Genomic DNA, 25,511 nt, shown 5'->3' on the forward strand with positions numbered 1-25,511 from the left:
TTTTACATTTGTCTTTTGTGTATGGTTCGCTTGATCGTTTACGAAGTATCATGCTGTAACTGATTCATGTAGCTATTGCTTGATCAAAAAGGTCACTACAACTCATGACCCTCAAATGGCGCTAGGCTGACGAGCACCGGCGGCGGCGCCACCAGGAACAGCGCGAGCCAAAAATCCCGCAGGCAGTGACACTCCGCCGAGGAAGTTGAGGCCGTGACGGGGGCTAAGAAGACACGGGGCCTTCAAGCGTTAGCGCAGGTCAAACCGATGTCGCACTTGTGCCCTCCGGGTGTAAGCGTCCGCCGAAAAGCGACGTCAGACTACGCTTTTCTTGAAAGTTTGTCTACACGCAGAAGCACCTCGATCGGCGAGATGCTACTTTGGCATTTACTGACTTATTCGCTTTCGGCTCGTTCAAGCACACGCTTCATTTTCTTTTTAAAATCCCGGCGTGGCAGCATGACACTATGTTCACACGATTGGCACTTAATTCGGATATCTGCCCCCATCCGGATGATCTGCCACCGGTTGGCACCGCACGGATGCTGCTTTTTCATTTCAACGATGTCGTAAAGCGCAAATGGCTGTTCTCCCATCGCTTGAACTCCTTTCTCCCTCATTGTCTAACGTAAGTTTAAACTATTATACACTAGTTCTTTACTCTAAAAAAAGCTGACTGCTTCACGTCCGTCGCAGAAGCGGCATGAGCAGCACAGCTCCAAGAAGATACAAGTTCATAATCCCGTAAAAAGGATATAACACTGCAATCAAGGTTGAAAAGCCGATACCAGCTAACGGCAGCATACACAACAAAAGCAGTACCGCTGTAAACCATGGAGGCGCCTGCACATAACCACGGAAACGGCTGACCAGCCCAAATGTGCCGGTGGCCGCAGTTGTGAAAATCGCCGTCCATAAAAGCACTGTCATAAACAGCACCATGGCGTAAGGATACGTATTTAAAATCGCAAACAACGGAATTTCATACAATAACACATCATCGGCCACCACAAGGAGCGACTCATTATATAAAAACGAAACACCACCGAGCACCGCTCCGCTCCCAAGACTTGCAATCCAAATTTCACCCCGGTGCCGGATGCGGCTCCCGACAGCTGCAAGCACTGCTAGCACAGGTAGAAGGTTCAGGGAGGTAAACGTAAAGGCAGACGACCAATTGCTCTGCGCCATCCAGTCCATTGTAAATGCGCCGCCGCGGGAATATTGAAATAAAAAAAGCGTGACACACAGCGTTAAGATTAAAATGGGAATCAACAAAACATTGACCGCTGTCACCCCTTCCACGTCCCAGCGAAACAAATAGACGAGCAGGACTGCCATGAAAAAGATACCAGCCCAGTAGGGGACATGGAGCATCTCCAAAGCCGATCCTCCCCCTGCGATCATCGTACCCGTTGTCGTGAATAAATACATGACGATCAAACCGTCGTAAAACATACCGAGCCTTCGCCCGACAAAGTACGTAAGCACGGCTCGATAATCTGTCGTCTTAAGCCGCTGACCGACCGACATCATAACAAAGCAGCTGATCGAAAATAACAAAGTAAAAAGCACGATGGACAGTGTGCTTTCTGCCCCGAAAAACTGCCAGATTTCCCGCCCTGAAGCGTATCCAGCCCCAATCATTGTCCCAATAATTAAAAACATCCATTTCAGCCCTGCACCCAGCATCGCAGCCTCTCCTTGCTCACCATTTTTAACTTATTGTTATAAAATGGATGAAAGTTTCCACATACTAGGACAAGTATGCGGAAAGGACGAGAGGTATGCGCTCATTTCATGAACAACCGGCAATAGAACCATTTCATTATCAAAACCAAATGAAGGTATGGGACAGTCGTGCTGTATTTACCCATCAACTGACGAGCGTACTGCGTACAGCGCCAGGCGTCGTGCTGCTTTGCATCGGAACTGACCGGTGTACTGGTGATGCGCTTGGACCGGTCACTGGTTCGATGCTGCAGGAAAACAATCCTCGGTTTTTCTCGATTTACGGTACGTTAGCAGCGCCGGTTCATGCCTTGAATTTAGAAGAAACACTGCAATTTATTAGTAAAAAACATGGTAATGCCCCAGTGCTCGCCATTGATGCCAGCCTCGGTGCTGAACAAAAGATCGGCCGGTTCACATTCGCAAGTGGACCCGTTTACCCAGGGAGCGCTGTTCAGAAAACGCTGCCGCCGGCTGGTGATATGCATATTACCGGCATCGTAAATGCAAGAGGGGGAAAAGAGTTTCAAACGTTGCAAAACACGCGCCTGTACCGGATTTGGCAGATGGCTGATTACTTAGCTGACTGCTTATTGCTTGCTGACCGCCGGCTTGCCGTACGACTTCAGCCGGCAGCATCACGGCTTGATACACGATTATACGGTTCATCAACCGAAGATATCCATGCCTAAAACAAAAAGCGCCGCGAGTAGAAGCGCCGGCAGTAAGTTCGCCACACGCACGTGCAAAATTCCAGCAATCCGTAAGCCAATGGCTAATATCATAATCCCGCCGGCAGCCGTTACTTCTGTAATCATCTGCTCTAACATTACCTCAGGAACAACCCGCTCAATCTGACCAGCTAAAAGAGCAATACTACCTTGATATATGACAACGGGTACAGCAGAAAACACGACGCCAATACCAAGCGTGGAGGTAAAGAAAATCGCCGTAAAACCGTCGAGCATCGATTTGGTAAATAATATATCATGATCCAGCCTAAGGCCGCTGTCCATTGCACCAACAACCGCCATTGCTCCGACAACATAAACGAGCGTGGCGGTGACAAAAGCATTCGCAACCGAAGGCTCTCCTTCACGAGCACCTGTCTTCTTTTCAAGCCAAGCCCCGGCTTGGTTTAACCGTTCTTCAAGCTGCAAGCGTTCGCCAATCCAGCCGCCGAGCACAAGGCTCGAAATCACCAGGATGAAGTGCTGGCTCTCAAGGGCCATATCCGCCCCAAGAACAATGACACAAAGCGCAAGTGCCTGCATCACTGTCGTTTTATAGCGCTCTGGAATCTTTCGAAAACATAACCCAAGCAGCGCTCCGGCAATAATAGCTGCACCGTTAACGAGCGTTCCTGTTAAAACCATCATTTTCTCTCCTCTAAGCTAAGCCTTCATACACCTCAATTACAGCTTGAATGAAGGCGTCTACATCTTCTTCTGTTGTAAAAAATCCAACACTTACCCGTAAAAGCCCATCAGGTGCAGTGCCGAGAAATTCGTGAGCAAGCGGTGCACAGTGCAGGCCGGCGCGCACAGCAATATTGTAATGCTGATCAAGTACACTTTCAGCTTCATGACCGTCTACGCCCTGCATATGAAGCGACACCACCCCGAGCCGGCTTTGATCAGCCCCCGGGCCGTAAACATCAATGCCCTCAACGTCTTGAAGACGGCGGATAATGCGCGCAGCCAATGCTTGTTCATGCTCAAATACTTCATTTAAGCCGTACCGGTTAATTTCATCGATCCCTGCTGCAAGACCGGCAATCCCGGGAACATTTAATGTCCCTGCTTCGAGCCGTTCCGGCAGCGCATCAGGCATCTCAGCCGTATGCGAATGCGCGCCTGTACCGCCGACAAGCCAAGGTGCCGGCTCCGTCGTTTCATGCAGAAGTAAAAGGCCTGTTCCCTGCGGTCCAAGCAGCCCTTTGTGACCCGCACACGCCACCGCCGAAGCCCCAAGGCCCTGTACATCGACAGGAAGCACCCCGGCAGTCTGCGAAGCATCAATGAGCCAGAACAAATTGTGTTCAGCTGCAAACACCTGTACCGGCTCAAGGTCTAAAATTGTGCCAGTCACATTGGAGCCGTGACAGGTAACAACAGCTTTTGTCCGCTCGGTTTTTACTTCCTCCCACTGCGAAAGCGTTGTTTCGCCGGTCATTTCCGGGGAAATATAGCTGACTTTGATCCCCACTTCTTTTTTCATACGTTCAAGCACTCTGCGGACAGCGTTATGTTCAAATGTCGTGGCAATGACATGATCACCTGCTTCAAGCTGAAGGCCTGCCAGCGACGCATTAATAGCAGCCGTTGCATTCGCATGAAAAATAACCCGCTCCGGGAATTTCACACCGAAAAATGCCGCTGCTTTTTCCCGGCACGCATCCACCGCAGCGTGTGCCTCTCTTGATAATCGATAACTGCCTCGGCCGGGGTTAGCTGCAAATGATGTTAAAGCTTGTTGAACCGCATCAATCACCGGCTGCGGTTTCGGAAAAGATGTGGCCGCATGGTCGAGATAAATCATGTAAATCCTCCTTTTCAGCCGTGAAAAAGCCACCGTCAAAGCGATGGCTTTTGTCGTTCTTATTCTTCTTCAGACGTGTGTAGAAGTTCCATAATCCGTTCTAAATCATCATCGGTAAAAAATTCAATTTCAATTTTTCCTTTTTTCTTGCCCTGCTTAATCGCAACTGACGTGCCGAAATGACTTTTGAGTTGTTCTTCCCGCTCACGAATGTAAGGGGAAACGTCACGCTGCTCTTTCTTCGTTTCACGTGAAACTCTGCCCTTGATCTGTTGGACAAGCTCTTCAGTTTGACGGACGTTCAACCCTTCGTTAATCACCTTTTTACCGACATGTACCATTTCTTCTTTCGTATCCAAGGAAAGAAGTGTACGGCCGTGACCCATGGAAATCTTTTTATCAGCAATCCAATCCTGTAGTTCCTCCGGAAGGTGTAGAAGGCGGATGTGATTGGCGATGTGCGGCCGACTTTTACCGAGCCTGTCCGCTAAATCTTCCTGGGTGAATTCAAGCTCGTTCATTAGCTTTTCATAGGCGCGCGCTTCTTCAAGCGGATTTAGATCCTCGCGCTGTAAATTCTCAATGAGCGCAACTTCCATCATTTCCTCGTCGCTCAAGCCTTTAACAACGGCCGGAATCTTATTTAAGCCAGCTTCTTTGGCAGCACGAAAGCGGCGTTCACCAATGACAAGCTCGTAACCTTTAATTGACTGCCGGACAATGATCGGCTGCAGCACCCCATGTGTCGCAATGGAAGAAGCGAGTTCTTGAATCGCCTCTTCTGAAAATACACGGCGCGGCTGATAAGGATTCGGTCGCAGTTCTTTAACGGCAAGCTCTTCGACAGTTTCTTCAACATCTTCACTACTGTTGTTAAAAATGGCATCAAGCCCTTTGCCAAGCCCTCTAGACACTTGAGACCACTTCCTTTGCTAAATCAAGATACACCTCCGCACCACGGGACTTTGGATCATAAATGACGATTGGCATCCCGTGGCTTGGAGCTTCACCGAGGCGAACATTTCTCGGTATAATTGTTTCATATACTTTATCTTGAAAATATTTTTTCACTTCTTGAATAACTTCAATCCCTAAATTTGTACGAGCATCAAGCATTGTGAGTAAAACACCCTCAATGGCAAGCTGTGTGTTTAAATGCTTTTGTACGAGCCGCACGGTATTTAAGAGTTGGCTCAATCCTTCTAAAGCGTAATATTCACACTGTACCGGAATCACAACTGAATCTGCAGCAGTTAGTGCATTAATTGTAAGTAACCCGAGCGAAGGCGGACAATCGATTACAATGTAGTCGTATTGCGAGGCAATTTCGCTCAAACCTTGCTGGAGGCGAATTTCCCGGGAAATTGTTGAGACAAGTTCAATTTCAGCCCCTGATAGTTCAATTGTGGCAGGGAGGACATCCAGTGTTTCGATATTGGAAGGTTTAACAATTTCAGAAGCTCTGGCATCTTCAATTAAAAGGTTGTAGACACATTGATCCACTTCGCCTTTATCTACACCGGCGCCGCTTGTCGCATTTCCCTGCGGATCAGCATCAACAAGCAAAACCCGATGACCGATGTGAGCAAGTGAGGCACTCATATTTACGGCAGAAGTCGTTTTTCCGACTCCACCTTTTTGATTAGCTACCGCCATAATTTTGGCCACCGTTTCACCTTCTTTCGTACATCGTACAACAAAATAGCATAATGCTTAATTCTTCCTTTTTTCTATTTTATCATGTTTTTATTTTTTTCGTTGCAGATTCGTTGAAGGTTTCAGAAAAAATGCATAGCAGAAGAAAAAAGAAAGGTCAGCGTGTAGCAAAAACCTTAATTTTAGTTATGGCTGACTTTGCATTTCGGCAGACACTTGCCTCGGGGACAGCCCTAAAGCAGCAGCCGCAAACTGTGCATGAATGCTACTTTCTTCTTTATCGACAGTCTGGCTGCTTATAAAAAAACTGCCCGCACATCTTTAGCTGCGGGCAGTCACTCACTTTTTCGGGACCCGGATTGTAAACTGAACGTATTCCTCGTATTCTTCTTCATCGGTTTCCAAATTCAAGCCGCTTTCTTCAACCATATCAAGCGACTGCCGGATCGTATTTAAAGCTAGACGAGTGTCTTTTGCGTAATGCTTTTTTCTCGGCTTCTTCTGTGCCGGTTTTGGAGCGTTCCATTTTGCAATCAACTCTTCAGTCTGTTTGACATTCAGCGACTTTTCAATCACCTCATGAAGCACTTGCAACTGCACTTCTTCCTCTTCTAAACCGAGCAGTGCGCGGGCGTGGCGCTCTGTAATCTGACGGGCGGTTAAAGCTTCACGAGCTGCTTCGGGTAAGTGGAGAAGACGTAGTTTGTTTGCAATGGTGGACTGACCTTTACCGAGCCGCTGCGCCAGACTTTCCTGGGTCAACCCTTGAAGCTCGATCAATTGAGCATACGCTGTGGCTTCTTCTACTGCTGTTAAACTTTCCCGCTGTAAATTCTCAATTAACGCAAGTGAAGCTGTGATGGTATCATCAAACTCTTTAATCAACGCCGGAATCGTTGACCAACCAAGCGATTTAACCGCGCGGAACCGGCGCTCGCCGGCGACAATTTCATAAATGCCGCCACGCTCACGTACCGTAATCGGCTGCAGCAGCCCGTGTGTCTTAATGGACTGGGCCAATTCTTGGATTTTATCCTCAGCAAAAATTGTACGAGGCTGAAACGGATTGGGGACCACTTCAGTGACTGAAATGACTTCGACCTCATCTTTTGATGTACTTGCTGCCGTTTCCTCTTCTTCACTTTGTAAACCGAACAAACGTTGAAGCGACTGCTTCATAAGTTAAGGCGACGGACACTTGCAGGTGAAGCCGCAAGAGAGGTCGCCCGTCCCCCCTTTCCTGTAAAATCAGCGCATCAATCCATAAAACTCTTCATCTATCATCATGCACATAGCGTGGATCAATAAGCTTCGTCTGCGTCATATTGTACCACGCTAGGAAGCAATGTCCATATCCACAGTCGAGAAAAAAATGACTAGCTGAGCGGTTTTTTGGCAGGTTTCCCCGGCTTTCTCGGGTATTGCGGTGGTGTTTCAGTTACTTTTTCAACTTTAACAATAAAGCGCTGACTTTCCTCAATTGGAAGTTTTGTTTCATACGGCTCATCAATTCGGCCGCCGAGTTTCTCACAAGCTGCTCGGCCTTCTTCCATTTCTTCAAGGCCTTCAGCACCTTTCATGGCAACAAACCAGCCCCCAGGTTTAACGAACGGAAGGCTGAGTTCCGCGAGCACCGGCAGCCGGGCAACAGCTCGCGAGATCGCTGCATCGTAGCTTTCGCGGTGCACCTTTTGCTGACCGAGTTCTTCTGCACGTCCATGCACAGGCGTAATACCATCAAGGCCAAGCTCACTTGCTGCCTGTTCTAGAAAAGTCATCCGTTTTTTTAAAGAATCAACAATGACAAGTTCAAGGTGAGGATATAAAATCTTGATCGGAAATCCGGGAAAGCCGGCGCCGCCACCGATATCAACGATGCGCTGCGCCTGTGTAAAGTCATAAGCAAACAACGCTGTTAGCGAGTCATAAAAGTGTTTTTCATACACGGCTTCCCGCTCTGTAATACCGGTTAAGTTCATTTTTTCATTCCAAGTTACAAGCAGCTGAAAATACTCTTCCAACTGTTTCATTTGATGATCAGTTGCAGCAAATGCCTCTTGAATGAGACGTTCAGCTTTTAAGTCAGCCACGCCATTTCCTCCTTTAAAATATACTGGGTATGTAAACTGAAAAAGAAGCCGGCGGCGCGGACAATACCACCCGCCGGCTTCAGCCGGTTTATGCGTTTGCTGTTTCTTCTTTTGTCGCCTGCCGGCCCTGCTCAAGATAAATGAGTAAAATCGAAATATCCGCTGGATTTACACCGGAAACCCGAGTTGCCTGTCCGACCGATACCGGGCGCACTTCAGCAAGTTTCTGCTGGGCTTCATTGGCGAGGCCGCTGATCTCATAATAGTCCACCCAGTTCGGGATCCGCTTTTCTTCCATTCTTTCCATCTTATCAACTTGTTCGAGCTGCTTTGCAATATATCCTTCATATTTCGTTTGAATTTCTACTTGCTCTTCCACGTCAGGAGAAAGCACTTCTTCCGGTTCACCGGCAAACGGTAGTACGTCATAATACCCAAGCTCCGGACGCTTCAATAGTACAGCTGCTGCTGAAGCTTCTTTCATAAGGCTTGAGCCCTTCTCTTCAAGCATTTGATTCAGCTCATCTGAAGGTTTAATAATCGTTTTTTCAAGCCGTTTTTTCTCAGCCGCAATGGCTGCTTTTTTCGTTTCAAAGCGGGCAAAACGCTCATCAGATATCATACCGATACGATGACCGGTTTCTAACAGGCGCAAGTCTGCATTGTCGTGACGCAGCAGCAGCCGGTATTCCGCACGAGATGTTAACAAGCGGTACGGCTCGTTCGTTCCTTTTGTGACTAAGTCATCAATTAAAACACCGATATAAGCTTCTGAACGTCCGAGAACTAAACCTTCTTCACCCTGGGCTTTGCGCGCCGCATTAATACCGGCCATCAAACCTTGCCCGGCAGCTTCTTCATAACCGGAGGTTCCATTAATCTGTCCAGCAGTAAACAAACCTTCAATTTTTTTCGTTTCAAGGGTCGGCCAGAGCTGCGTCGGCACGATCGAATCATATTCAATTGCATACCCCGGACGCATCATGCGTACATTTTCAAGGCCGGGAATTGTTTTAAGAATATCAAACTGTACATCTTCAGGCAGACTTGTCGAAAGTCCCTGAACGTACACCTCATTCGTGTTGCGCCCTTCTGGTTCTAAAAAGATTTGGTGCTGTGGTTTATCATGAAAACGAACAATTTTATCTTCAATCGAAGGACAGTAACGCGGACCAGTGCCTTGAACCATGCCGGAATACATCGCCGAACGGTTCAAGTTTTCATTAATAAGCGCATGCGTTTCTGCACCGGTATGGGTCAACCAGCACGGGAGCTGATCTGTAATATATTTCGTCGTTTCATACGAAAACGCACGTGGTGTATCGTCACCTGGCTGTTCTTCTGTTTGTGAATAATCAATTGTATTTCCGTTCACCCGTGGTGGTGTGCCAGTTTTAAACCGGACCATATCAAACCCGAGTTCCTGCATGTGCTCGGCAAGATGCACTGACGGCTGCATATTGTTCGGACCGCTTTCGTAAGCTAGATCACCCATAATGATTTTTCCGCGCAAATACGTGCCGGTCGTTACAATAACAGACGGCGCATAATAAGAAGCACCTGTATTTGTCTTCACTCCTCTGCAGACGCCGTCCTCGATGATCAATTCTTCAACCATCCCTTGGCGCATCACAAGGTTTTCTTCATCTTCTAGCGTTTTTTTCATTTCGTGCTGATACAAAAACTTATCTGCCTGCGCGCGCAATGCGCGGACGGCTGGTCCTTTTGCCGTGTTTAACATCCGCATTTGAATATGGGTTTTATCAATGTTTCTGCCCATCTCTCCGCCAAGGGCGTCAATTTCACGTACGACGATCCCTTTGGCCGGACCACCGACCGACGGGTTACACGGCATAAATGCTACAGCATCGAGATTGAGCGTAAGCATCAGCGTATTTGCACCCATCCGCGCAGAGGCAAGACCTGCTTCTACTCCGGCATGACCGGCGCCAATCACAATTACATCATATTCTCCGCCTTGATACGTCATCAGGCGTTCCTCCTTTAAGCGTTTCATACGCTGTATACGTTATTTTCCAAGACAAAACTGCGAGAACAATTGATCAATCAAATGATCGGGCGCATTTTCTCCGACGATTTCACCAAGGTGCTCCCATGCGCGGGTAATATCAATCTGAACCATATCCACTGGAATATCAGCATCAGCAGCCTCCAAAGCATCCTCGATCGACTGGCGAGCCTGCCGGAGCTGGGCGATATGGCGGGCATTTGAAACATACGTTAAATCACCCGTCTCCACACCTTCATCAAAGAATAAGTGCGCGATGGCATCTTCTAATTCTTCTACACCTTCTGATTGTAAAAGTGAGGTCGCAATCACAGGGCGACTGCCTGCAAGCTCACGCACCTCATTTTCATCAATCTGCTGCGAAAGATCTGTTTTATTGAGTACGATAACAGCATTCATGCCTTTCATCGCTTCAAACAATGCACGATCTTCATCACCAAGAGGCTCTGCTGCATTTAGTACGAGCATAACAAGATCAGCATCTTGCAGCACCTGCCGTGATCGCTCCACCCCAATCTTTTCAACGACATCTTCGGTTTCACGAATCCCTGCTGTATCAATTAAACGGAGTGGCACACCGCGCACGTTTACGTATTCTTCAAGTACATCGCGGGTTGTGCCCGGTATTTCGGTCACAATTGCTTTATTTTCATGCACAAAGCTGTTCATCAACGAAGATTTACCTACATTCGGCCGTCCGATAATTGCAGTAGCTATCCCTTCACGTAAAATCTTACCCTGCTTGGCGGTCCGAAGCAGTTGATCAATCTCATCTTTAACGGCTCCGCCTTTTTCCTTTAATAATTCAAGTGTAACAGTATCTGCATCGTACTCTGGGTAATCAATATTTACTTCCACGTTTGCGACTGTCTCCAAAAGCTCCTGGCGCAAACCGCGCACCTGCTCAGCGAGCCGGCCTTGTACCTGACTTACCGCCACATTCATTGCCCGGTCCGTTTTCGCCCGGATCAAATCCATAACCCCTTCTGCTTGAGAAAGGTCAATCCGGCCGTTTAAAAAGGCTCGTTTCGTAAACTCACCAGGATCAGCAAGTCGGGCGCCGCTTGATAATACAAGATCGAGCACCTTGTTCACCGAGACGACACCGCCGTGACAGTTAATCTCAATAATATCTTCTTTTGTGAACGTTTTTGGCGCTCTTAATACAGAAACCATGACCTCTTCAACAACGTCACTCGTTTCAGGCTCAATGAGGTGGCCGTAATTAATGGTGTGCGTATCAGCTTGAGCAAGCGTTGTTTTGCCTTGAAAAACTTGATCACCAATTGTTACAGCATCACTTCCGCTTAAACGAACAATGGCAATTGCCCCTTCCCCCGCGGGGGTAGAGATTGCTGCGATTGTATCAAATTCCATCATCGGCCGCTCACCTCCTTTACATACATTCGTTCAATTTATAAATTCACCGTTATTCTTAGCCAACGACAGTCTTGTATCTTCCTAACAATATAGAATACCACATCGCAACGCTTGCGCCAAAGGTAAAGTTGTCCACATGTGGACAGACCAACGCGCAGACAAACGATGGATGACTTCGCTTTTCGGCAGCAGCCTGCCGGTTTATGAACGACATTAAAAAACTCCCTGCAGAAGCAGAGAGTTTGGCGAGCTCTTAATGGTCGGGCAGAATAACGACGCGGCGCTTTGGTTCTACACCTTCAGAAATTGTTTCCACACCACGTGTTTTCTGCAATGCTTGATGAATCACTTTTCGTTCACGGGCGTTCATCGGCTCCAGCGGCACCCGGGTACTCGTTGACAAAGCTTTATCAGCCAGTCGGTCAGCCAGGTTTTCTAAAGAAGCTGCGCGGCGGGCTCTGTAGCCTTCAGCATCTAGAAATACAGTAAAATGCCGAGAAGAAACACGGTTCGCCGCTAAGCCGGCCAGCGTTTCAAGCGCATCCAGCGTCTGACCGCGCTTTCCGATTAACAGGCCGACACTTTCACCGGTGAGTTCTAGTTCAGCAGACTTCGCATTAGCTGATTGAATATGAACTTCTGCCACGGCTTCCATTTCTTGAATCACTGCTTCTAAATAATGTTTCGCCGTTTCTTCAGGCTTCTCATCTTCCGAAGGGCCGGCTTGCTCTTTGATTTCTTCTTCAAGTTCCGGCAGCGTTTCTTCTACAGCTTCAACTTGCGCTTCATTTTCAGTTTCTGCAAACGTCGAAAATTCGTCTTCAAGGTCGAGTGCGCCCGATTCCTGCGTTTGCTCAACGTCGGCATCCGCAGTTTTAACAGACGCCTCAACGACAGCATTTCGCTTTTTAAACCATCCGAGAAATCCGCGCTTCGGCTGCTGAACCACATGGTAATCTACTTCCTCTACACTAACACCCAGCTGATCAGCCGCTTTTTGCAGTGCTTCATCGACCGATTCAGCAGTCACTCGCAAAGGTTTGTCCACTACTTTTTCGCTCCTCCCGTTGAAGCCTCTTGTTGATTATTTTTTGACGGCCCAGTAATAAAGTACGTCTGCACAATCATAAACAAGTTACCAATTACCCAGTACAACGCTAATGCTGATGGGAAGAAAAAGGCAAAGACGGTAATCATAATCGGCATCATATAAAGGAGAATCTGCATTTGTGGATTCGTGTTATTGACCATCATCATCTTTTGCTGGATAAAGGTTGTTATACCAGCAATTAAAGGTAGAATAAAGTCTGGTTCACCTAGCTGAAACCATAAAAATGTTTGATCGTTCACAGATTCTGTCCGCATAATTGCGTGATAAAATGCGATTAAAATCGGCATTTGGATTAAAATCGGGAAACAACCAGCCAGCGGATTTACGCCGTGCTCTTGAAACAATTTCATCGTTTCTTCCTGAAGTTTCTGCTGCGATTTTTGATCCTTCGCACTGTACTTTTCACGAAGTTTCTGCATTTCCGGCTGTAATTCCTGCATCGCTTTTGTACTCTTTGTCTGCTTAATCATTAATGGCAGAATCGCGATCCGCAGAATAATGGTAACAACAATAATCGCCAGACCATAACTATGATTTAACCCTTCAGCGATAGTGACCATCAGCCAAGAGAGCGGATAAACAAAGTATGTGGCCCAGATTCCGTCTGTGTCTGCCACCCGGTTGCCGGCCTCGTCAGTCACCGGGTCATTAATGTTAAAACAACCGGCTAAAAATGTTGTCACGGCAAGAAACATTAAAGCCAGTAAAATCTTTTTGTTCACGGAATTTTCCTCCTTCATTCCATCTTGCTTAATCATAAAGACGCTTCTATTTATAAAAGCCCCCTCTATTTTAGCGGAGAGCCTTCAAGAAATAAAGATGAATCCGGTATCACTGCTGATAAATTCACAAAATCGCTACGTCTTGGCATGATAAGACTTCGCTCGCTTCATGACATGAACGAAGCTTTTAGAGAGTGCCTCATGCGACATATCAAGCACTGGCTTTCTAGCGATAATGATATAATCTTTCCCGGCGTCAAGCTGTGTTTGATGTTCACGTACCAACTCGCGTACGCGCCGCTTCGTTCGATTTCGTACAACCGCATTTCCAAGTTTTCTCCCAACGGTAATCCCGACACGGAACGCTTCTAGCTCCGGACGTTCGAGTACGTAAACGACGAACTGCCGGTTGGCATAAGACGTACCCGTTTGAAAGATCCGGCTGAATTCTTCGCTCTTTTTGATTCGAAACGACTTTTTCATAACATGCTCACGCCTTTCTCTCTTACCCAAATCTATGTTTCACCAAAAACATGAAAAAGACCACGGCTTTTAGCCAGTGGTCTTTTTCTTATGCGGAAAGTACTTTTCTTCCTTTGCGGCGGCGACGCTTCAAAACATCGCGTCCGTTTTTCGTGCTCATCCGCGTGCGGAAGCCGTGATCTTTTTTACGCTTACGGTTGTTCGGTTGGAATGTAGGTTTCTTAGCCATATATCTGCACCTCCTAAGGATTCTTCGTAATAACGTCCGTCAAGACATTCCCGTAAATTATAAATTTATCAAAATTACTTGTCAACCTCGCATAGATGATTTGAAGACCTGTCCATGCCGCATGTTATGCGATTTTATTTTCATACATATCCAACTTTAAAGCCCCGACCTTTGTTTCTACGTTGTTTCTACGTCCAGATATTTCTCTATAACTCATGTCACGCGTCACGCGCGAAACATCCCGCAGTTTCTTAGAATGAACGCAGCGTTTCGCTATCACAACGAACGAGTTAAACAGGGAACGACAAGCATAGACAAAAGCTGTGGACAACCATCAATCCACTCCAAACAGTTATCGACAAGTTATGTACAAGTTCTACACATAATCTAGTGGTGTGGATAAGTATTGTACACAACTTATTGATCGTGTGGATAAGTTCCTTTAAAGCCGTTGAATCGCTACTTCTTTTTTGGTATGATTAATTTGTTTTCTTTGGAGACCGTCATCGGACTGTTATTGTTATCCACAACTGTGCACAACATTGTGGATACATTTCCACACCTTCTTTATAAGCTTTTCCACAATGTTGTGGATAATGCGGAGAGGACGTTTTCCTACATTATTGTATAAGCTTGTGCGTAAATCTTCAAATACATACGTGTGTATCTTTATACAAACCTGGTTACGCAAAGGTTGAACAGTGGGTTGATAGCCTGCGTCGGTTCAAGGATTTTAAATAAGGAGGGGCGACCGGCATGGAAAATTTAAATGATCTTTGGGAACAGGTGCTTGAAAAAATTCAAGAAAAGGTGAGCAAGCCGAGTTTTGAAACTTGGTTAAAAGCGACAACAGCCACCGATCTACAGGAACAAACAATTATTGTGACAGCACCAAACCCATTCGCTAGAGACTGGTTGGAAGACAGGTATTCAAGTATTATTTCTGACACAGTTGAAGACATCACCGGCTCACGTTTAGATGTAAAATTTGTCATTCCAGATACGGAAGAAGACAATGGTTTTTCTGTAGAGGAAGAACTAAAAAAAATGCCGTCAAAACCTGTAGAGCAAGAAAATGAAGCCCCAAAAACCATGTTAAACGAAAAGTATATGTTTGATACGTTTGTTATCGGGAGTGGAAACCGCTTTGCGCACGCTGCTTCTTTAGCTGTAGCTGAGGCTCCGGCGAAAGCTTATAACCCATTGTTTATTTATGGTGGCGTAGGCTTAGGAAAGACACACTTAATGCATGCGATCGGTCATTATGTGATTGAGCATAATCCTGATGCCCGTGTCGTTTATTTGTCATCAGAAAAATTCACAAACGAATTTATTAACGCAATCCGAGATAACAAAGCTGTTAACTTCCGCAACAAATATCGGAATATTGATGTGCTTCTCATTGATGATATTCAATTTCTCGCCGGTAAAGAACAAACCCAGGAAGAATTTTTCCATACGTTTAACGCCCTGCATGAAGCAAGTAAACAAATCGTGATTTCAAGTGATCGGCCGCCTAAAGAAATCCCAACATTAGAAGACCGGCTGCGCTCACGATTTGAGTGGGGTCTTATTACAGATATCACCCCGCCGGACCTTGAAACGCGCATTGCAATTTTGCGGAAAAAGGCAAAAGCAGAAAAACTTGATATTCCCAATGAGGTTATGCTTTATATTGCAAATCAAATTGACACAAACATCCGCGAACTTGAAGGAGCATTAATTCGGATCGTGGCTTACTCTTCACTGGTCAATCAAGATATCAACGCAGACTTAGCTGCTGAAGCATTAAAAGATATTGTTCCTAACGCAAAACCAAAAGTTATTACGATTGCAGACATTCAAGTCAAAGTTGCTAGTTACTATCAGATCAAACAAGAAGAAATCACCGCAAAAAAACGGACTAAGACTGTCGCTTTTGCACGTCAGATGGCCATGTATTTATCGCGTGAACTTACAGATGCTTCACTCCCGAAAATCGGAGAAGAGTTTGGGGGGCGTGATCATACGACAGTCATCCATGCGCACGAACGCATTTCAAAAATGATTGCTGAACAAAATGACGTCGCCGAACAATCAGAAGAATTAAAAGAACAGATGAAACAATAGGTGTGGACAACCACATGAATTGTTCTGTTGTTATTAACAGTTTATACACATGTGGAGAACCTTGTGTAGACAGTGCTTAAACGAGGTTATCCACATTACTAACAACACCTACGACTATTACGGTTTAATTATTATTATTAATATATAAGGGAGATGACTTATGAAATTCACCATTGATCGGGAAGAGTTTGTGCAAGGCGTTCAACATGTGAACCGTGCGATTTCCCCACGTTCCACAATCAATGTTTTAACTGGTATAAAGATTGAAGCGGACACTGATGGTTTAACATTGATCGGCAGCGATTCTGATATTTCAATCCAATCTTTCATCCCTGTAGCAGATGAAGAAAAAGAGTATCTGCAAATTGAGCAGCCTGGAAGTGTCGTACTTCAAGCTAAATATTTTGTTGATATCGTTAAAAAGCTTCCAGGTGATACGATCGAAATTGAAGTTCAAGAGCAATTTGCCGCTACGGTTCGTTCAGGGGCAGTCGTGTTCAACTTAAACGGTCTAGATCCAGAAGAATACCCTCGCCTGCCAAAACTTGAGGAAGATCAATCCTTTAAAATTCCGCAGCATCTACTAAAAGATATGATTCGTCAAACAGTATTTGCAGTGTCCTCTCAGGAAACACGCCCGGTGTTGACAGGTGTAAACCTTGAGATTGAAGAAGGGAAAATGACCTTTACGGCAACGGACAGTCACCGTTTAGCAATGCGCAGCGCTGAAGTAGAAACGGATGCGTCACTGTCGTTATCAAACATTGTGATTCCAGGAAAAAGTTTGACCGAATTAAGCCGGATTATGGATGATGCGGAAGATTTAATCGAAGTTGTTGTAACTGAAACACAAGTCTTGTTTAAATTTGACCGACTCATGTTTTTCTCACGTTTACTTGATGGAAAATATCCTGTAACAAAGAACATGGTGCCAACACAGACAAAAACTGATGTAACTCTTGAGCGTAACGATTTAGTACAGGCGTTAGAGCGGGCACTCCTATTGTCCCGTGAAGCTAAAAATAACGTCATTAACGTAAAAACTGCCGGTGATGCTTTAATAGAAATCACTTCAGTTTCAGCAGAGATTGGAAAAGTACAAGAAAACATTGAAGTGGCGTCACTCAACGGGGAAGATTTGCGTATTTCATTCAACGGAAAAAATATTTTAGATGCGTTGAAAGTCATCGACAGTGACGTTATTTCCATTCAATTTACTGGTGCTATGAGTCCGTTTGTCGTTCGCCCGCAGGACCACGATCAAATGCTTCACTTATTCTCACCAGTACGAACGTATTAAGTTAAAAAGCTCTCCGTCTGCAAGCGGAGGGTTTTTATATTTTTCGGATGGTGAGTTTTTCAAGTTTGAAAAAGTGTCAGGCTGTTGACGAAGTGCAAAGCTTTAAATTCACGCACAGCTTACTGCTGCAAGCTCCGCAGCCTGCCCTATTAAGAGAAAAAACTGAATCATGAACGTGACCTTCACGCCAGACGGACGCTTTCCCGAGGGCTTGGCTTCAGCTAACTTGTTCGATTTGATTGCCAATCGAACAAGTGGATCTTCAGCCTGCGCTTGATCCTCCGGGAGTCGCCGTCTTTCGTTTCGGTCACTTTTACATTTGTCTTTTGTGTATGGTTCACTTGATCGTTCATGGAGCATCATGATGAAACGGATTCATATAGCTATTGTCTTGCTCAAAAAGATCTTTACAATTCGTGACCCTCAAATGACGTAAGGCTGACAAGCACCGGCGGCGACGCCATCAGGAACAGCGCGAGCCGAAAATCCCGCAGGCAGTGACTTTCTGCCGAGGAAGTTGAGGCCGTGCCTGGTGCAAGCGTCCGCCGGAAAGCGACGTCAGCCTTCGCTTTTACAAGAATTTGTCTACAAGCGGAGTGTGACTAAGGCACGTACTGCCTCATGAAATTTCTTATTTTGCAAGCTTTGGAATAGATGTAGCGTTTCGTTGTTTATTTTAGTAAAATAGGGATGGATATGATGAGAATCGAAAAGCGTTTTTCGAAGCGGTGAAAAAACGCTTCGTGAAAGTGAGGAAGCTTATGGCTGAAAAAATCCAAATTCATACTGATTACATTACACTTGGCCAGTTATTGAAAGAAGCTGCAGTAATTGATACTGGCGGCATGGCTAAGTGGTTTCTCTCTGAATTTTCCGTGCTGGTGAACGGTGAAGCAGAAGACCGGCGCGGCCGCAAGCTGTATCCAGGTGACGAGGTTGAAGTTGAAGAAAGCGGGACGTTTCTTGTCACCGACGTAGAAGCTTAGGGGTATTGCTGTGTATATTGAAAACTTGACGTTAAGAGGTTTTCGCAATTACAGCGAAGTCTCGCTGACATTTGAGCCGGCGGTCAATGTCATTATCGGGTCAAATGCCCAAGGAAAAACGAACATCATGGAAGCAATATACGTCCTTGCGATGGGGAAATCACATCGGACGCACCGGGATAAAGAAATGATCGGCTGGGAATCATCATTTGCCCATGTGAAGGGGAATATCCACCGCCGGACCGGCCCGACCGTGCTCGATGTTATTTTTACGCCGAAAGGAAAAACCGTTAAAGTTAATGAGCTTGAGCAGCAGAAGTTAAGTCAATATATCGGTACTTTAAACGTTGTCATGTTTGCGCCAGAAGACTTAAACCTTGTAAAGGGCGGGCCGGCTGAACGTCGACGTTTTATTGATATGGAGATCGGTCAGGCAAGTCCGGTATATTTACATGACTTGGCTTCTTATAATCGCGTGCTTAAACAACGGAATCAGTTTTTAAAAGATTGGCAGGGCTCCCGGCGTGATCCAGGCGCTCTGCTCGATGTGTTAAACGAGCAGTTGGCAGCGCAGGCGGCTGCTGTTGTGAAGCGCCGGTTTGAATTCATACAGATGCTTCAAGGGTGGGCTGAAGAGATTCATCGCGGCATAAGCCGCGGCAAAGAGCAATTAGAGATCAATTACGTTCCTTCAGCAGATGTATCTTACGGCATGGATTTGTCGACACTGAAAGAAGCGTACGAACAAGCTTTTCAAACGAAGCGTGATCAAGAGATGCGGCGAGGGACCACACTTTCTGGCCCGCATCGTGAAGACCTGCTTTTATATGTAAATGGGCGCAATGTCCAAACCTACGGCTCACAGGGTCAGCAACGGACAACAGCACTGTCTTTAAAACTTGCTGAGATCGAATTAATCCGGGATCAGATTGGTGAGTATCCAGTGCTGCTGCTTGATGATGTGTTATCAGAACTTGATAATCACCGGCAGTCTCACTTATTAAATACAATTCAAGGCAAAGTCCAAACGTTTGTTACGACAACGAGCGTCGATGGCATCCAGCACGAAACCCTCTCGAAGGCGTCCATTTTCGAAGTTTCAGATGGGCAGCTCGTCGAGGTGAAATGAGGTGTTGTTTTGTTTATTCATTTAGGCGGAGATGAAGTGATCCGCTCCAAAGACGTTATCGCTATTCTTGATTACAATTACGAAGAACCCGTTGAAATTACCGAAGAATTTCTAGCCGCACGTACGTCTGAAAACACGGTAGTCATTTCACCGGATTTAACAAAGTCAGTCGTGCTCACAACTGACAAAGTTTATCACTCCCCGATTTCCTCGAGCACTTTAAAACGCCGGGCAAACGTGGTCAGCGAGTTCGAAGATTACTCCGAAGAAGCTAAAGAAGATGAAGAAACTTAAACATGCCAACCGGCTGCCTGTGCATGCACACCAAACAGCAGCCGGTTGTCGTATCAGCATTGAACGACTGGCTGTCATGAAAAATAACTGCGTCCACAACTTTACGTATGTGCGGCGACAAAAGTGAAGGTGAAATTATGTCCGTAGATCAGCACTCCTATGATGAAAATCAAATACAGGTGCTTGAAGGTCTTGAAGCGGTACGAAAGCGTCCTGGTATGTATATTGGTTCCACAAGCAGCCGTGGTTTGCATCATCTCGTTTGGGAGATTGTCGACAACAGTATTGACGAGGCAATGGCCGGCCACTGTGATGCAATTGAAATTACAGTAGGTGAGGATGGCACGGTAACTGTTCGTGATAATGGACGCGGCGTTCCTGTCGGGATGCATGAAAAAGCCGGGCGCCCGGCTGTAGAAGTTATTATGACCGTTTTACACGCCGGAGGTAAATTTGGCGGCGGCGGTTACAAAGTTTCCGGGGGGCTTCATGGGGTTGGAGCTTCTGTTGTCAACGCACTCTCTGATTACTTGGAGATTCGTGTGTTTCGCGACGGCAAGATTTATCACCAACGTTTTGAAAAAGGTGTACCAGCTCACGATTTACAAGTTGTTGGTGAATCGGAAGTTACGGGTACAGAAATACAATTTAAGCCTGATCCAACGATTTTTTCAGAAACAACGACGTTCGATCATGAAACCCTTGCTACTCGTCTGCGCGAACTGGCGTTTTTAAATAAAGGGCTGCGCATCTACCTTATGGATGAGCGTTTTAACGACGAAGCGCCGGAACGCAAAGTAGAGTATTATTACGAAGGCGGTATCGCTTCGTTTGTTGAATATTTAAACCGCTCGAAAGATGTCCTTCATGAAGAGCCGATTTATATTGAAAGCGAAAAAGATGAGATTCAAATTGAAATTGCTGTTCAGTACAACGGCAGTTTTGCAAGTAATATTTATTCATTTGCCAACAACATCGGTACGCATGAAGGTGGTACGCATGAATCTGGCTTTAAAACGGGATTAACACGGGTGATTAATGATTATGCCCGTAAAAATTACTTGTTTAAAGAAAATGATCCAAACCTTGTCGGTGATGACGTACGTGAAGGGTTAACGGCAATCATTTCAGTAAAAATCCCTGATCCGCAGTTTGAGGGGCAAACGAAAACGAAGCTTGGTAACAGTGAAGCACGAACTGTGACGGATTCATTGTTCTCCGAGCATTTTGCCCGCTTTTTAAATGAACATCCGGACACAGCAAAGCGCGTTGTTGAAAAGGGCTTAATGGCGTCGCGCGCCCGCGAAGCTGCGAAAAAAGCCCGTGAATTGACGCGTCGTAAAAGTGCACTTGAAGTGAGCTCACTGCCGGGTAAACTTGCTGACTGTGCGTCAAAAGATCCGAGCGAGAGTGAGATTTACATTGTTGAGGGTGACTCTGCCGGGGGTTCAGCGAAAATGGGCCGCGACCGTCACTTTCAGGCAATCCTTCCGCTCCGCGGTAAAATTATTAACGTGGAAAAAGCCCGTTTAGATAAAATACTTGCCAACAATGAAATTCGTTCGATTATTACAGCCCTTGGTACAGGGATCGGCGAGGAATTTGATATAGAAAAAGCCCGCTATCAACGGGTAATTATTATGACGGATGCAGACGTTGATGGTGCACACATCCGTACGTTAATCTTGACGTTTTTCTATCGTTACATGCGTCCGTTAATTGAAAGAGGATATATTTATATCGCTCAACCACCGCTTTATCAAATTAAACAAGGCAAAACTTTGAGATATGCTTACGTCGAGCGCGAACTTGACCAAATTCTTGGGGAGCTTCCGGACACACCGAAGCCGAATATTCAGCGCTACAAGGGTCTTGGTGAGATGAACGCAGAACAGTTGTGGAAAACGACAATGGACCCGCAAGGTCGGACTGTGCTGCAGGTGAGCCTTGAAGATGCGATTAAAGCAGATGAAGTTTTTGAAACGTTAATGGGTGACCGGGTTGAGCCGCGCCGCGACTTCATTCAAGAAAACGCAGAATATGTACAAAATCTGGACGTGTAATTGTTGCGCGCGTCCGGATGATGGCTCGGATGATGGAGGTTAGGTATGGAAGAGAACGAATCGAGAGTTCACGAAATAAATATTAACGATGAAATGCAGACGTCATTTTTAGACTATGCGATGAGTGTCATCGTCAGCCGCGCCCTTCCGGATGTGCGCGACGGCTTAAAGCCGGTGCACCGCCGGATCTTATACGCAATGAGCGAGCTTGGCATTACCGCAGATAAATCTTACAAAAAGTCAGCACGTATTGTCGGCGATGTCATTGGTAAGTATCACCCCCACGGTGACTCAGCCGTATACGAAGCGATGGTTCGTATGGCGCAGGATTTCAGTTATCGTTACATGCTTGTTGATGGACATGGCAACTTCGGTTCAGTTGATGGTGACTCAGCTGCTGCGATGCGTTATACCGAGGCTCGGATGTCTAAAATTTCAATGGAAATGGTTCGTGACATTAATAAAGACACGATTGATTACCAAGAAAACTATGATGGTGCTGAACACGAACCGGTCGTTCTGCCGGCGCGCTTTCCAAACCTGCTTGTTAACGGTGCATCAGGAATTGCGGTTGGTATGGCGACCAATATTCCGCCGCACAATTTAGGTGAAGTGATTGACGGGATGCTTGCGTTAAGTCAAGATCCAGAAATGAATATGAGCGACTTGATGGAGTATATCCAGGGACCAGATTTTCCTACGGGTGCTTCAATCCTAGGCCGCAGCGGTATTCGTAAAGCGTATGAAACCGGCCGTGGATCCGTCGTTGTGCGTGCAGATGCAGAAATTGTGGAAATGAGCCCGCAGAAACAAGGAATTATCGTTCATGAGCTGCCGTATCAAGTAAACAAAGCAAAGCTTGTTGAAAAGATTGCTGAGCTTGTACGCGATAAGAAAATTGAAGGCATCAGTGACCTTCGCGATGAATCCGACCGCTCTGGTATGCGGGTCGTGATTGAAGTGAAAAAAGATGCTAACCCAAATGTTTTATTAAACAACCTTTATAAAATGACACCGCTGCAGTCGAGTTTCGGGATTAACCTGCTTGCACTCGTTGACGGCCGGCCGCAGGTGCTCACTTTAAAAGAGTGTTTGGAGCATTATTTGGCGCACCAAAAAGAAGTGATCCGCCGCCGGACAGCGTTTGAGCTTCGTAAAGCAGAAGCGCGCGCTCACATTCTCGAAGGTTTGCGGGTTGCACTGGATCATTTAGATGAAGTTATCGAATTGATCCGTCAATCCCAAACGACAGATATTGCCCGGGATGGCTTGATGAACAATTATGATTTAAGCCACGATCAAGCCCAGGCGATACTTGATATGCGCCTGCAGCGCTTAACAGGTCTTGAGCGGGAAAAGATTGAAAATGAGTACAATGAGCTGCTCGAACGAATCGCAGATTTAAAAGCAATTCTTGCAAGTGAAGAGCGGGTGCTTGAAATTATCCGTAACGAGTTGACGGAGTTGAAGGCACAATATAACGACGCGCGTCGGACAAAAATTGAAGCAGGCGAGGATATGATTGAAGACGAAGATTTAATTCCTCGTCAAGATGTTGTCATCACAATTAGTCATCACGGCTATTTAAAACGTCTGCCAATTGATACGTATAAAAGTCAACGTCGTGGCGGCCGCGGTATTCAAGGGATGGGTACGAACGATGATGATTTTGTCGAGCATTTATTTACAACACACTCGCACAAAACATTGTTGTTTTTCACAAACAAAGGAAAAATGTATCGCTTAAAAGCTTACGAAATCCCTGAATTAAAGCGGACTGCCAAAGGTATTCCGGCAATTAACTTGATTCAGCTTGATACAGATGAAGCGATCAGTACAGTCATTCCGATTGATGACTTTGCTGAAGACCGATATCTTTTCTTCCTGACCCGTCACGGCATCGCTAAGCGTACATCGCTTTCGGCATTTGCGAACGTGCGGCGAAGTGGCTTATTCGCTGTGAATCTAAAAGAAATGGATGAGCTTCATGGTGTGCGTTTAACAACAGGTGAAAATGAACTCATTCTCGGCACAAAAAGCGGAATGGCGATCCGCTTTCATGAGCAGGATGTCCGGTTGATGGGACGGAATGCCACTGGTGTGAAAGCCATGTCGCTCGGTGCAGAAGATGAAGTTGTCGGCATGGATATCGCTGCTGAAGGTCAGCAAGTATTGAATGTCACTGACCAGGGCTACGGCAAACTGACACGGATTGAAGAATATAAAACGCAAAATCGCGGCGGAAAAGGGCTGAAAACATGCACGTTGACGGAGAAAACCGGAAACCTCGTCTCGTTGCGCGTTGTCAGTGGTGATTACGACATCATGGTTATGACGGTGCTTGGTGTGATCATCCGTATGAAAGTTGATGAGATCTCTGTTTTAAGCCGGTATGCTCAAGGTGTTCGCTTAATCCGGGTGACCGGTGACGAAGAAGTGTCGACGGTTGCTCCTGTGGAGACGAGTGAGCCTGAAAGTGAAATTGAGGCAGCCCATGATGTAGATCATCCTGAAGAAGACTAGCTCGCTTTTGTCCAGCTTTATCTGCAATAAACATTAAAGGGGAACGTCTTATGCTGACCGTGAAGCCAAAACAGCTTGAAACCGGGTGTATTTTAGCCCGAGACGTTATGGCGGTGACCAATTATCCAATCATCCGTAAAAACACCGTCATTAAAGATGACCACCTGGATCTGCTAGAAGCTTTTTTAATCGAGGAGGTTTATGCAGAGCGGACAAAAGTGGATGGAACGACGTTTCAGCCGGCTGAAGTACCTGAAGAAGATGATGCGCCGCAAAGTAAAGATCATGCTTTTATTGAGCAGTATTTACAAGGTGTCCAAACGTATAAAAAGCATTTTAATTCTTGGCTTCAAGGCGCAAATGTAGATGTCAATGCCATCCGACAAATGATGCAGCCGCTGCTGGAAGGGATTGTCGAAGAGCCGCGGCGCGCATTGTTCATCCATCATTACTGTGCCAAGGAAGATTATATTTATCATCATGCGGTAGCGACGGGGCTGTTTTCTGCTTTTCTCGGCCGCCGTTTGAAGCAGAGTCCGGATGTCTGGATGCAGCTTGGTGTTGCAGGTGCATTGTGTGATAGCGGCATGTCGCAAATCGACGCAAACATTTTCAACAAGCAGGGGCCTTTAACAGAAACCGAGTTTCAAAATGTGCAAAAGCATCCATCGCACAGTTATAATATGCTTCGTAATACGCAGGCATTTGATGCCCAGTTTCTACTTGGTATTGTTCAGCACCATGAACGTGAAGATGGGTCCGGCTATCCGATGGGGGTAAAAAGCGATAAGATTCATTTATACAGCCGAATTTTTGCGGTCGCTGATGTGTTTCACGCCTTAACGTCAGAACGCCCGTACCGGGAAAAGCAGTCACCGTACCGGGCGCTTCATATGATTGCAAATGAACAGTTCGGCAAGTTTCATCCCTCGGTTGTTCACGCACTCGTGGACAGTTTAATTACATTTTCAATTGGTTCCACGGTTCGGCTCACAAATGGTGAAGAAGCGGAAGTGTTGTTTGTCGACAGCAGCCATCCAGCTAAGCCGACAGTGAAAATGAAGCAAACGGAAAAAGTGCTGGATTTAAAGTTTGAAAACAACCTTTTTATAACAGAACTTGTGGCTGAATAATA

General features: G+C 46.1%; 23 protein-coding genes. 9 read left to right on the forward strand and 14 right to left on the reverse strand.

Translation table 11 applies throughout. The annotated features are described in order from the left end of the window. Positions 1-395: 395 nt before the first annotated feature. Complete coding sequence (locus tag B0H94_RS07265) at positions 396-596, reverse strand: DUF951 domain-containing protein (RefSeq protein WP_106588596.1); 201 nt, start codon at positions 594-596, stop codon at positions 396-398. Between the two features lie 85 nt (positions 597-681). Continuing rightward, on the reverse strand, positions 682-1,692 hold the full coding sequence (locus B0H94_RS07270; protein ID WP_106588597.1) for a YkvI family membrane protein: 1,011 nt from the start codon (positions 1,690-1,692) through the stop codon (positions 682-684). A 95-nt stretch (positions 1,693-1,787) separates the two neighbouring features. Between B0H94_RS07270 and yyaC the strand changes: the two genes are divergently transcribed. Further along, on the forward strand, positions 1,788-2,423 hold the full coding sequence (gene yyaC / locus B0H94_RS07275; RefSeq protein WP_106588598.1) for a spore protease YyaC: 636 nt from the start codon (positions 1,788-1,790) through the stop codon (positions 2,421-2,423). Here yyaC and B0H94_RS07280 read toward each other — a convergent pair. From B0H94_RS07280 to rpmH, 12 genes are all read right to left on the reverse strand, one after another. Next, complete coding sequence (locus B0H94_RS07280) at positions 2,400-3,107, reverse strand: DUF554 domain-containing protein (RefSeq protein ID WP_106588599.1); 708 nt, start codon at positions 3,105-3,107, stop codon at positions 2,400-2,402. The genes yyaC and B0H94_RS07280 overlap by 24 nt on opposite strands. Before the next feature lie 13 nt (positions 3,108-3,120). After that, a complete protein-coding gene (locus B0H94_RS07285; protein WP_106588600.1) occupies positions 3,121-4,272 on the reverse strand; it encodes an aminotransferase class V-fold PLP-dependent enzyme in 1,152 nt (383 codons plus the stop codon). A gap of 59 nt (positions 4,273-4,331) precedes the next feature. After that, complete coding sequence (locus tag B0H94_RS07290; protein WP_106588601.1) at positions 4,332-5,186, reverse strand: ParB/RepB/Spo0J family partition protein; 855 nt, start codon at positions 5,184-5,186, stop codon at positions 4,332-4,334. Then, entirely contained in the window at positions 5,179-5,940 is a 762-nt protein-coding gene (locus B0H94_RS07295; RefSeq protein ID WP_106588602.1) for a ParA family protein, read from the reverse strand. The genes B0H94_RS07290 and B0H94_RS07295 overlap by 8 nt, the downstream gene beginning before the upstream one ends. 327 nt (positions 5,941-6,267) lie before the next feature. Continuing rightward, complete coding sequence (gene noc / locus B0H94_RS07300) at positions 6,268-7,107, reverse strand: nucleoid occlusion protein (protein WP_106588603.1); 840 nt, start codon at positions 7,105-7,107, stop codon at positions 6,268-6,270. Between the two features lie 197 nt (positions 7,108-7,304). After that, entirely contained in the window at positions 7,305-7,958 is a 654-nt protein-coding gene (gene rsmG, locus B0H94_RS07305; RefSeq protein ID WP_219899786.1) for a 16S rRNA (guanine(527)-N(7))-methyltransferase RsmG, read from the reverse strand. A 148-nt stretch (positions 7,959-8,106) separates the two neighbouring features. Then, positions 8,107-10,008: a tRNA uridine-5-carboxymethylaminomethyl(34) synthesis enzyme MnmG gene (gene mnmG / locus B0H94_RS07310; protein WP_106588605.1), complete on the reverse strand. Its 1,902-nt coding sequence runs from the start codon at positions 10,006-10,008 to the stop codon at positions 8,107-8,109. 39 nt (positions 10,009-10,047) lie between these two features. After that, positions 10,048-11,424 (reverse strand): tRNA uridine-5-carboxymethylaminomethyl(34) synthesis GTPase MnmE, encoded by a 1,377-nt coding sequence (gene mnmE / locus B0H94_RS07315; protein WP_106588648.1) that lies wholly within the window; start codon positions 11,422-11,424, stop codon positions 10,048-10,050. A gap of 256 nt (positions 11,425-11,680) precedes the next feature. Then, the gene (jag, locus tag B0H94_RS07320; RefSeq protein ID WP_106588606.1) at positions 11,681-12,475 is read right to left on the reverse strand and encodes an RNA-binding cell elongation regulator Jag/EloR; all 795 of its coding nucleotides are present in this window, start codon (positions 12,473-12,475) and stop codon (positions 11,681-11,683) included. Beyond that, a complete protein-coding gene (spoIIIJ, locus tag B0H94_RS07325; RefSeq protein WP_106588607.1) occupies positions 12,475-13,260 on the reverse strand; it encodes a YidC family membrane integrase SpoIIIJ in 786 nt (261 codons plus the stop codon). Before spoIIIJ ends, jag begins: the two co-directional genes overlap by 1 nt. Positions 13,261-13,395: 135 nt before the next feature. Further along, on the reverse strand, positions 13,396-13,743 hold the full coding sequence (gene rnpA, locus B0H94_RS07330; RefSeq protein ID WP_106588608.1) for a ribonuclease P protein component: 348 nt from the start codon (positions 13,741-13,743) through the stop codon (positions 13,396-13,398). A gap of 88 nt (positions 13,744-13,831) precedes the next feature. Then, complete coding sequence (rpmH, locus tag B0H94_RS07335) at positions 13,832-13,972, reverse strand: 50S ribosomal protein L34 (RefSeq protein ID WP_106588609.1); 141 nt, start codon at positions 13,970-13,972, stop codon at positions 13,832-13,834. A 756-nt stretch (positions 13,973-14,728) separates the two neighbouring features. On the opposite strand from rpmH, the gene dnaA reads away from it, so the two are divergent. The 8 genes from dnaA to B0H94_RS07380 all read left to right on the forward strand — a co-directional run bounded on the left by dnaA (position 14,729) and on the right by B0H94_RS07380 (position 25,509). Continuing rightward, positions 14,729-16,081, forward strand: a complete 1,353-nt coding sequence (gene dnaA / locus B0H94_RS07340; protein WP_106588610.1) for a chromosomal replication initiator protein DnaA — start codon at positions 14,729-14,731, stop codon at positions 16,079-16,081. 160 nt (positions 16,082-16,241) lie between these two features. Further along, positions 16,242-17,381, forward strand: a complete 1,140-nt coding sequence (gene dnaN, locus B0H94_RS07345; RefSeq protein ID WP_106588611.1) for a DNA polymerase III subunit beta — start codon at positions 16,242-16,244, stop codon at positions 17,379-17,381. A 761-nt stretch (positions 17,382-18,142) separates the two neighbouring features. Continuing rightward, positions 18,143-18,367, forward strand: coding sequence for a S4 domain-containing protein YaaA (gene yaaA / locus B0H94_RS07355; RefSeq protein ID WP_106588613.1), 225 nt, complete (start codon positions 18,143-18,145; stop codon positions 18,365-18,367). Positions 18,368-18,377: 10 nt separating this feature from the next. Further along, entirely contained in the window at positions 18,378-19,496 is a 1,119-nt protein-coding gene (gene recF, locus B0H94_RS07360; RefSeq protein WP_106588614.1) for a DNA replication/repair protein RecF, read from the forward strand. A 9-nt stretch (positions 19,497-19,505) separates the two neighbouring features. Next, positions 19,506-19,790, forward strand: a complete 285-nt coding sequence (gene remB, locus B0H94_RS07365; RefSeq protein WP_106588615.1) for an extracellular matrix regulator RemB — start codon at positions 19,506-19,508, stop codon at positions 19,788-19,790. A gap of 137 nt (positions 19,791-19,927) precedes the next feature. Then, a complete protein-coding gene (gene gyrB, locus B0H94_RS07370; protein ID WP_106588616.1) occupies positions 19,928-21,853 on the forward strand; it encodes a DNA topoisomerase (ATP-hydrolyzing) subunit B in 1,926 nt (641 codons plus the stop codon). A 45-nt stretch (positions 21,854-21,898) separates the two neighbouring features. Then, positions 21,899-24,376 (forward strand): DNA gyrase subunit A, encoded by a 2,478-nt coding sequence (gene gyrA, locus B0H94_RS07375; protein ID WP_106588617.1) that lies wholly within the window; start codon positions 21,899-21,901, stop codon positions 24,374-24,376. 50 nt (positions 24,377-24,426) lie between these two features. Further along, positions 24,427-25,509, forward strand: coding sequence for an HD-GYP domain-containing protein (locus B0H94_RS07380; RefSeq protein WP_106588618.1), 1,083 nt, complete (start codon positions 24,427-24,429; stop codon positions 25,507-25,509). Positions 25,510-25,511 lie beyond the last annotated feature (2 nt).

The sequence above is a fragment of the Salsuginibacillus halophilus genome, from assembly GCF_003014715.1.
Classification (GTDB): domain Bacteria; phylum Bacillota; class Bacilli; order Bacillales; family Marinococcaceae; genus Salsuginibacillus; species Salsuginibacillus halophilus.

What these genes read in the sequence shown, in the direction of transcription:
- gyrB (WP_106588616.1), top strand. Translation starts at nt 19,928, where the DNA reads ATGTCCGTAGATCAGCACTCCTATGATGAAAATCAAATACAGGTGCTT.
- B0H94_RS07270 (WP_106588597.1), bottom strand. Translation starts at nt 1,692, where the DNA reads ATGCTGGGTGCAGGGCTGAAATGGATGTTTTTAATTATTGGGACAATG.
- noc (WP_106588603.1), bottom strand. Translation starts at nt 7,107, where the DNA reads ATGAAGCAGTCGCTTCAACGTTTGTTCGGTTTACAAAGTGAAGAAGAG.
- B0H94_RS07280 (WP_106588599.1), bottom strand. Translation starts at nt 3,107, where the DNA reads ATGGTTTTAACAGGAACGCTCGTTAACGGTGCAGCTATTATTGCCGGA.
- gyrA (WP_106588617.1), top strand. Translation starts at nt 21,899, where the DNA reads ATGGAAGAGAACGAATCGAGAGTTCACGAAATAAATATTAACGATGAA.
- rnpA (WP_106588608.1), bottom strand. Translation starts at nt 13,743, where the DNA reads ATGAAAAAGTCGTTTCGAATCAAAAAGAGCGAAGAATTCAGCCGGATC.
- B0H94_RS07380 (WP_106588618.1), top strand. Translation starts at nt 24,427, where the DNA reads ATGCTGACCGTGAAGCCAAAACAGCTTGAAACCGGGTGTATTTTAGCC.
- mnmG (WP_106588605.1), bottom strand. Translation starts at nt 10,008, where the DNA reads ATGACGTATCAAGGCGGAGAATATGATGTAATTGTGATTGGCGCCGGT.
- dnaA (WP_106588610.1), top strand. Translation starts at nt 14,729, where the DNA reads ATGGAAAATTTAAATGATCTTTGGGAACAGGTGCTTGAAAAAATTCAA.
- B0H94_RS07285 (WP_106588600.1), bottom strand. Translation starts at nt 4,272, where the DNA reads ATGATTTATCTCGACCATGCGGCCACATCTTTTCCGAAACCGCAGCCG.
- yaaA (WP_106588613.1), top strand. Translation starts at nt 18,143, where the DNA reads ATGGCTGAAAAAATCCAAATTCATACTGATTACATTACACTTGGCCAG.
- dnaN (WP_106588611.1), top strand. Translation starts at nt 16,242, where the DNA reads ATGAAATTCACCATTGATCGGGAAGAGTTTGTGCAAGGCGTTCAACAT.
- yyaC (WP_106588598.1), top strand. Translation starts at nt 1,788, where the DNA reads ATGCGCTCATTTCATGAACAACCGGCAATAGAACCATTTCATTATCAA.
- mnmE (WP_106588648.1), bottom strand. Translation starts at nt 11,424, where the DNA reads ATGGAATTTGATACAATCGCAGCAATCTCTACCCCCGCGGGGGAAGGG.
- rsmG (WP_219899786.1), bottom strand. Translation starts at nt 7,958, where the DNA reads ATGAAACAGTTGGAAGAGTATTTTCAGCTGCTTGTAACTTGGAATGAA.
- rpmH (WP_106588609.1), bottom strand. Translation starts at nt 13,972, where the DNA reads ATGGCTAAGAAACCTACATTCCAACCGAACAACCGTAAGCGTAAAAAA.
- B0H94_RS07265 (WP_106588596.1), bottom strand. Translation starts at nt 596, where the DNA reads ATGGGAGAACAGCCATTTGCGCTTTACGACATCGTTGAAATGAAAAAG.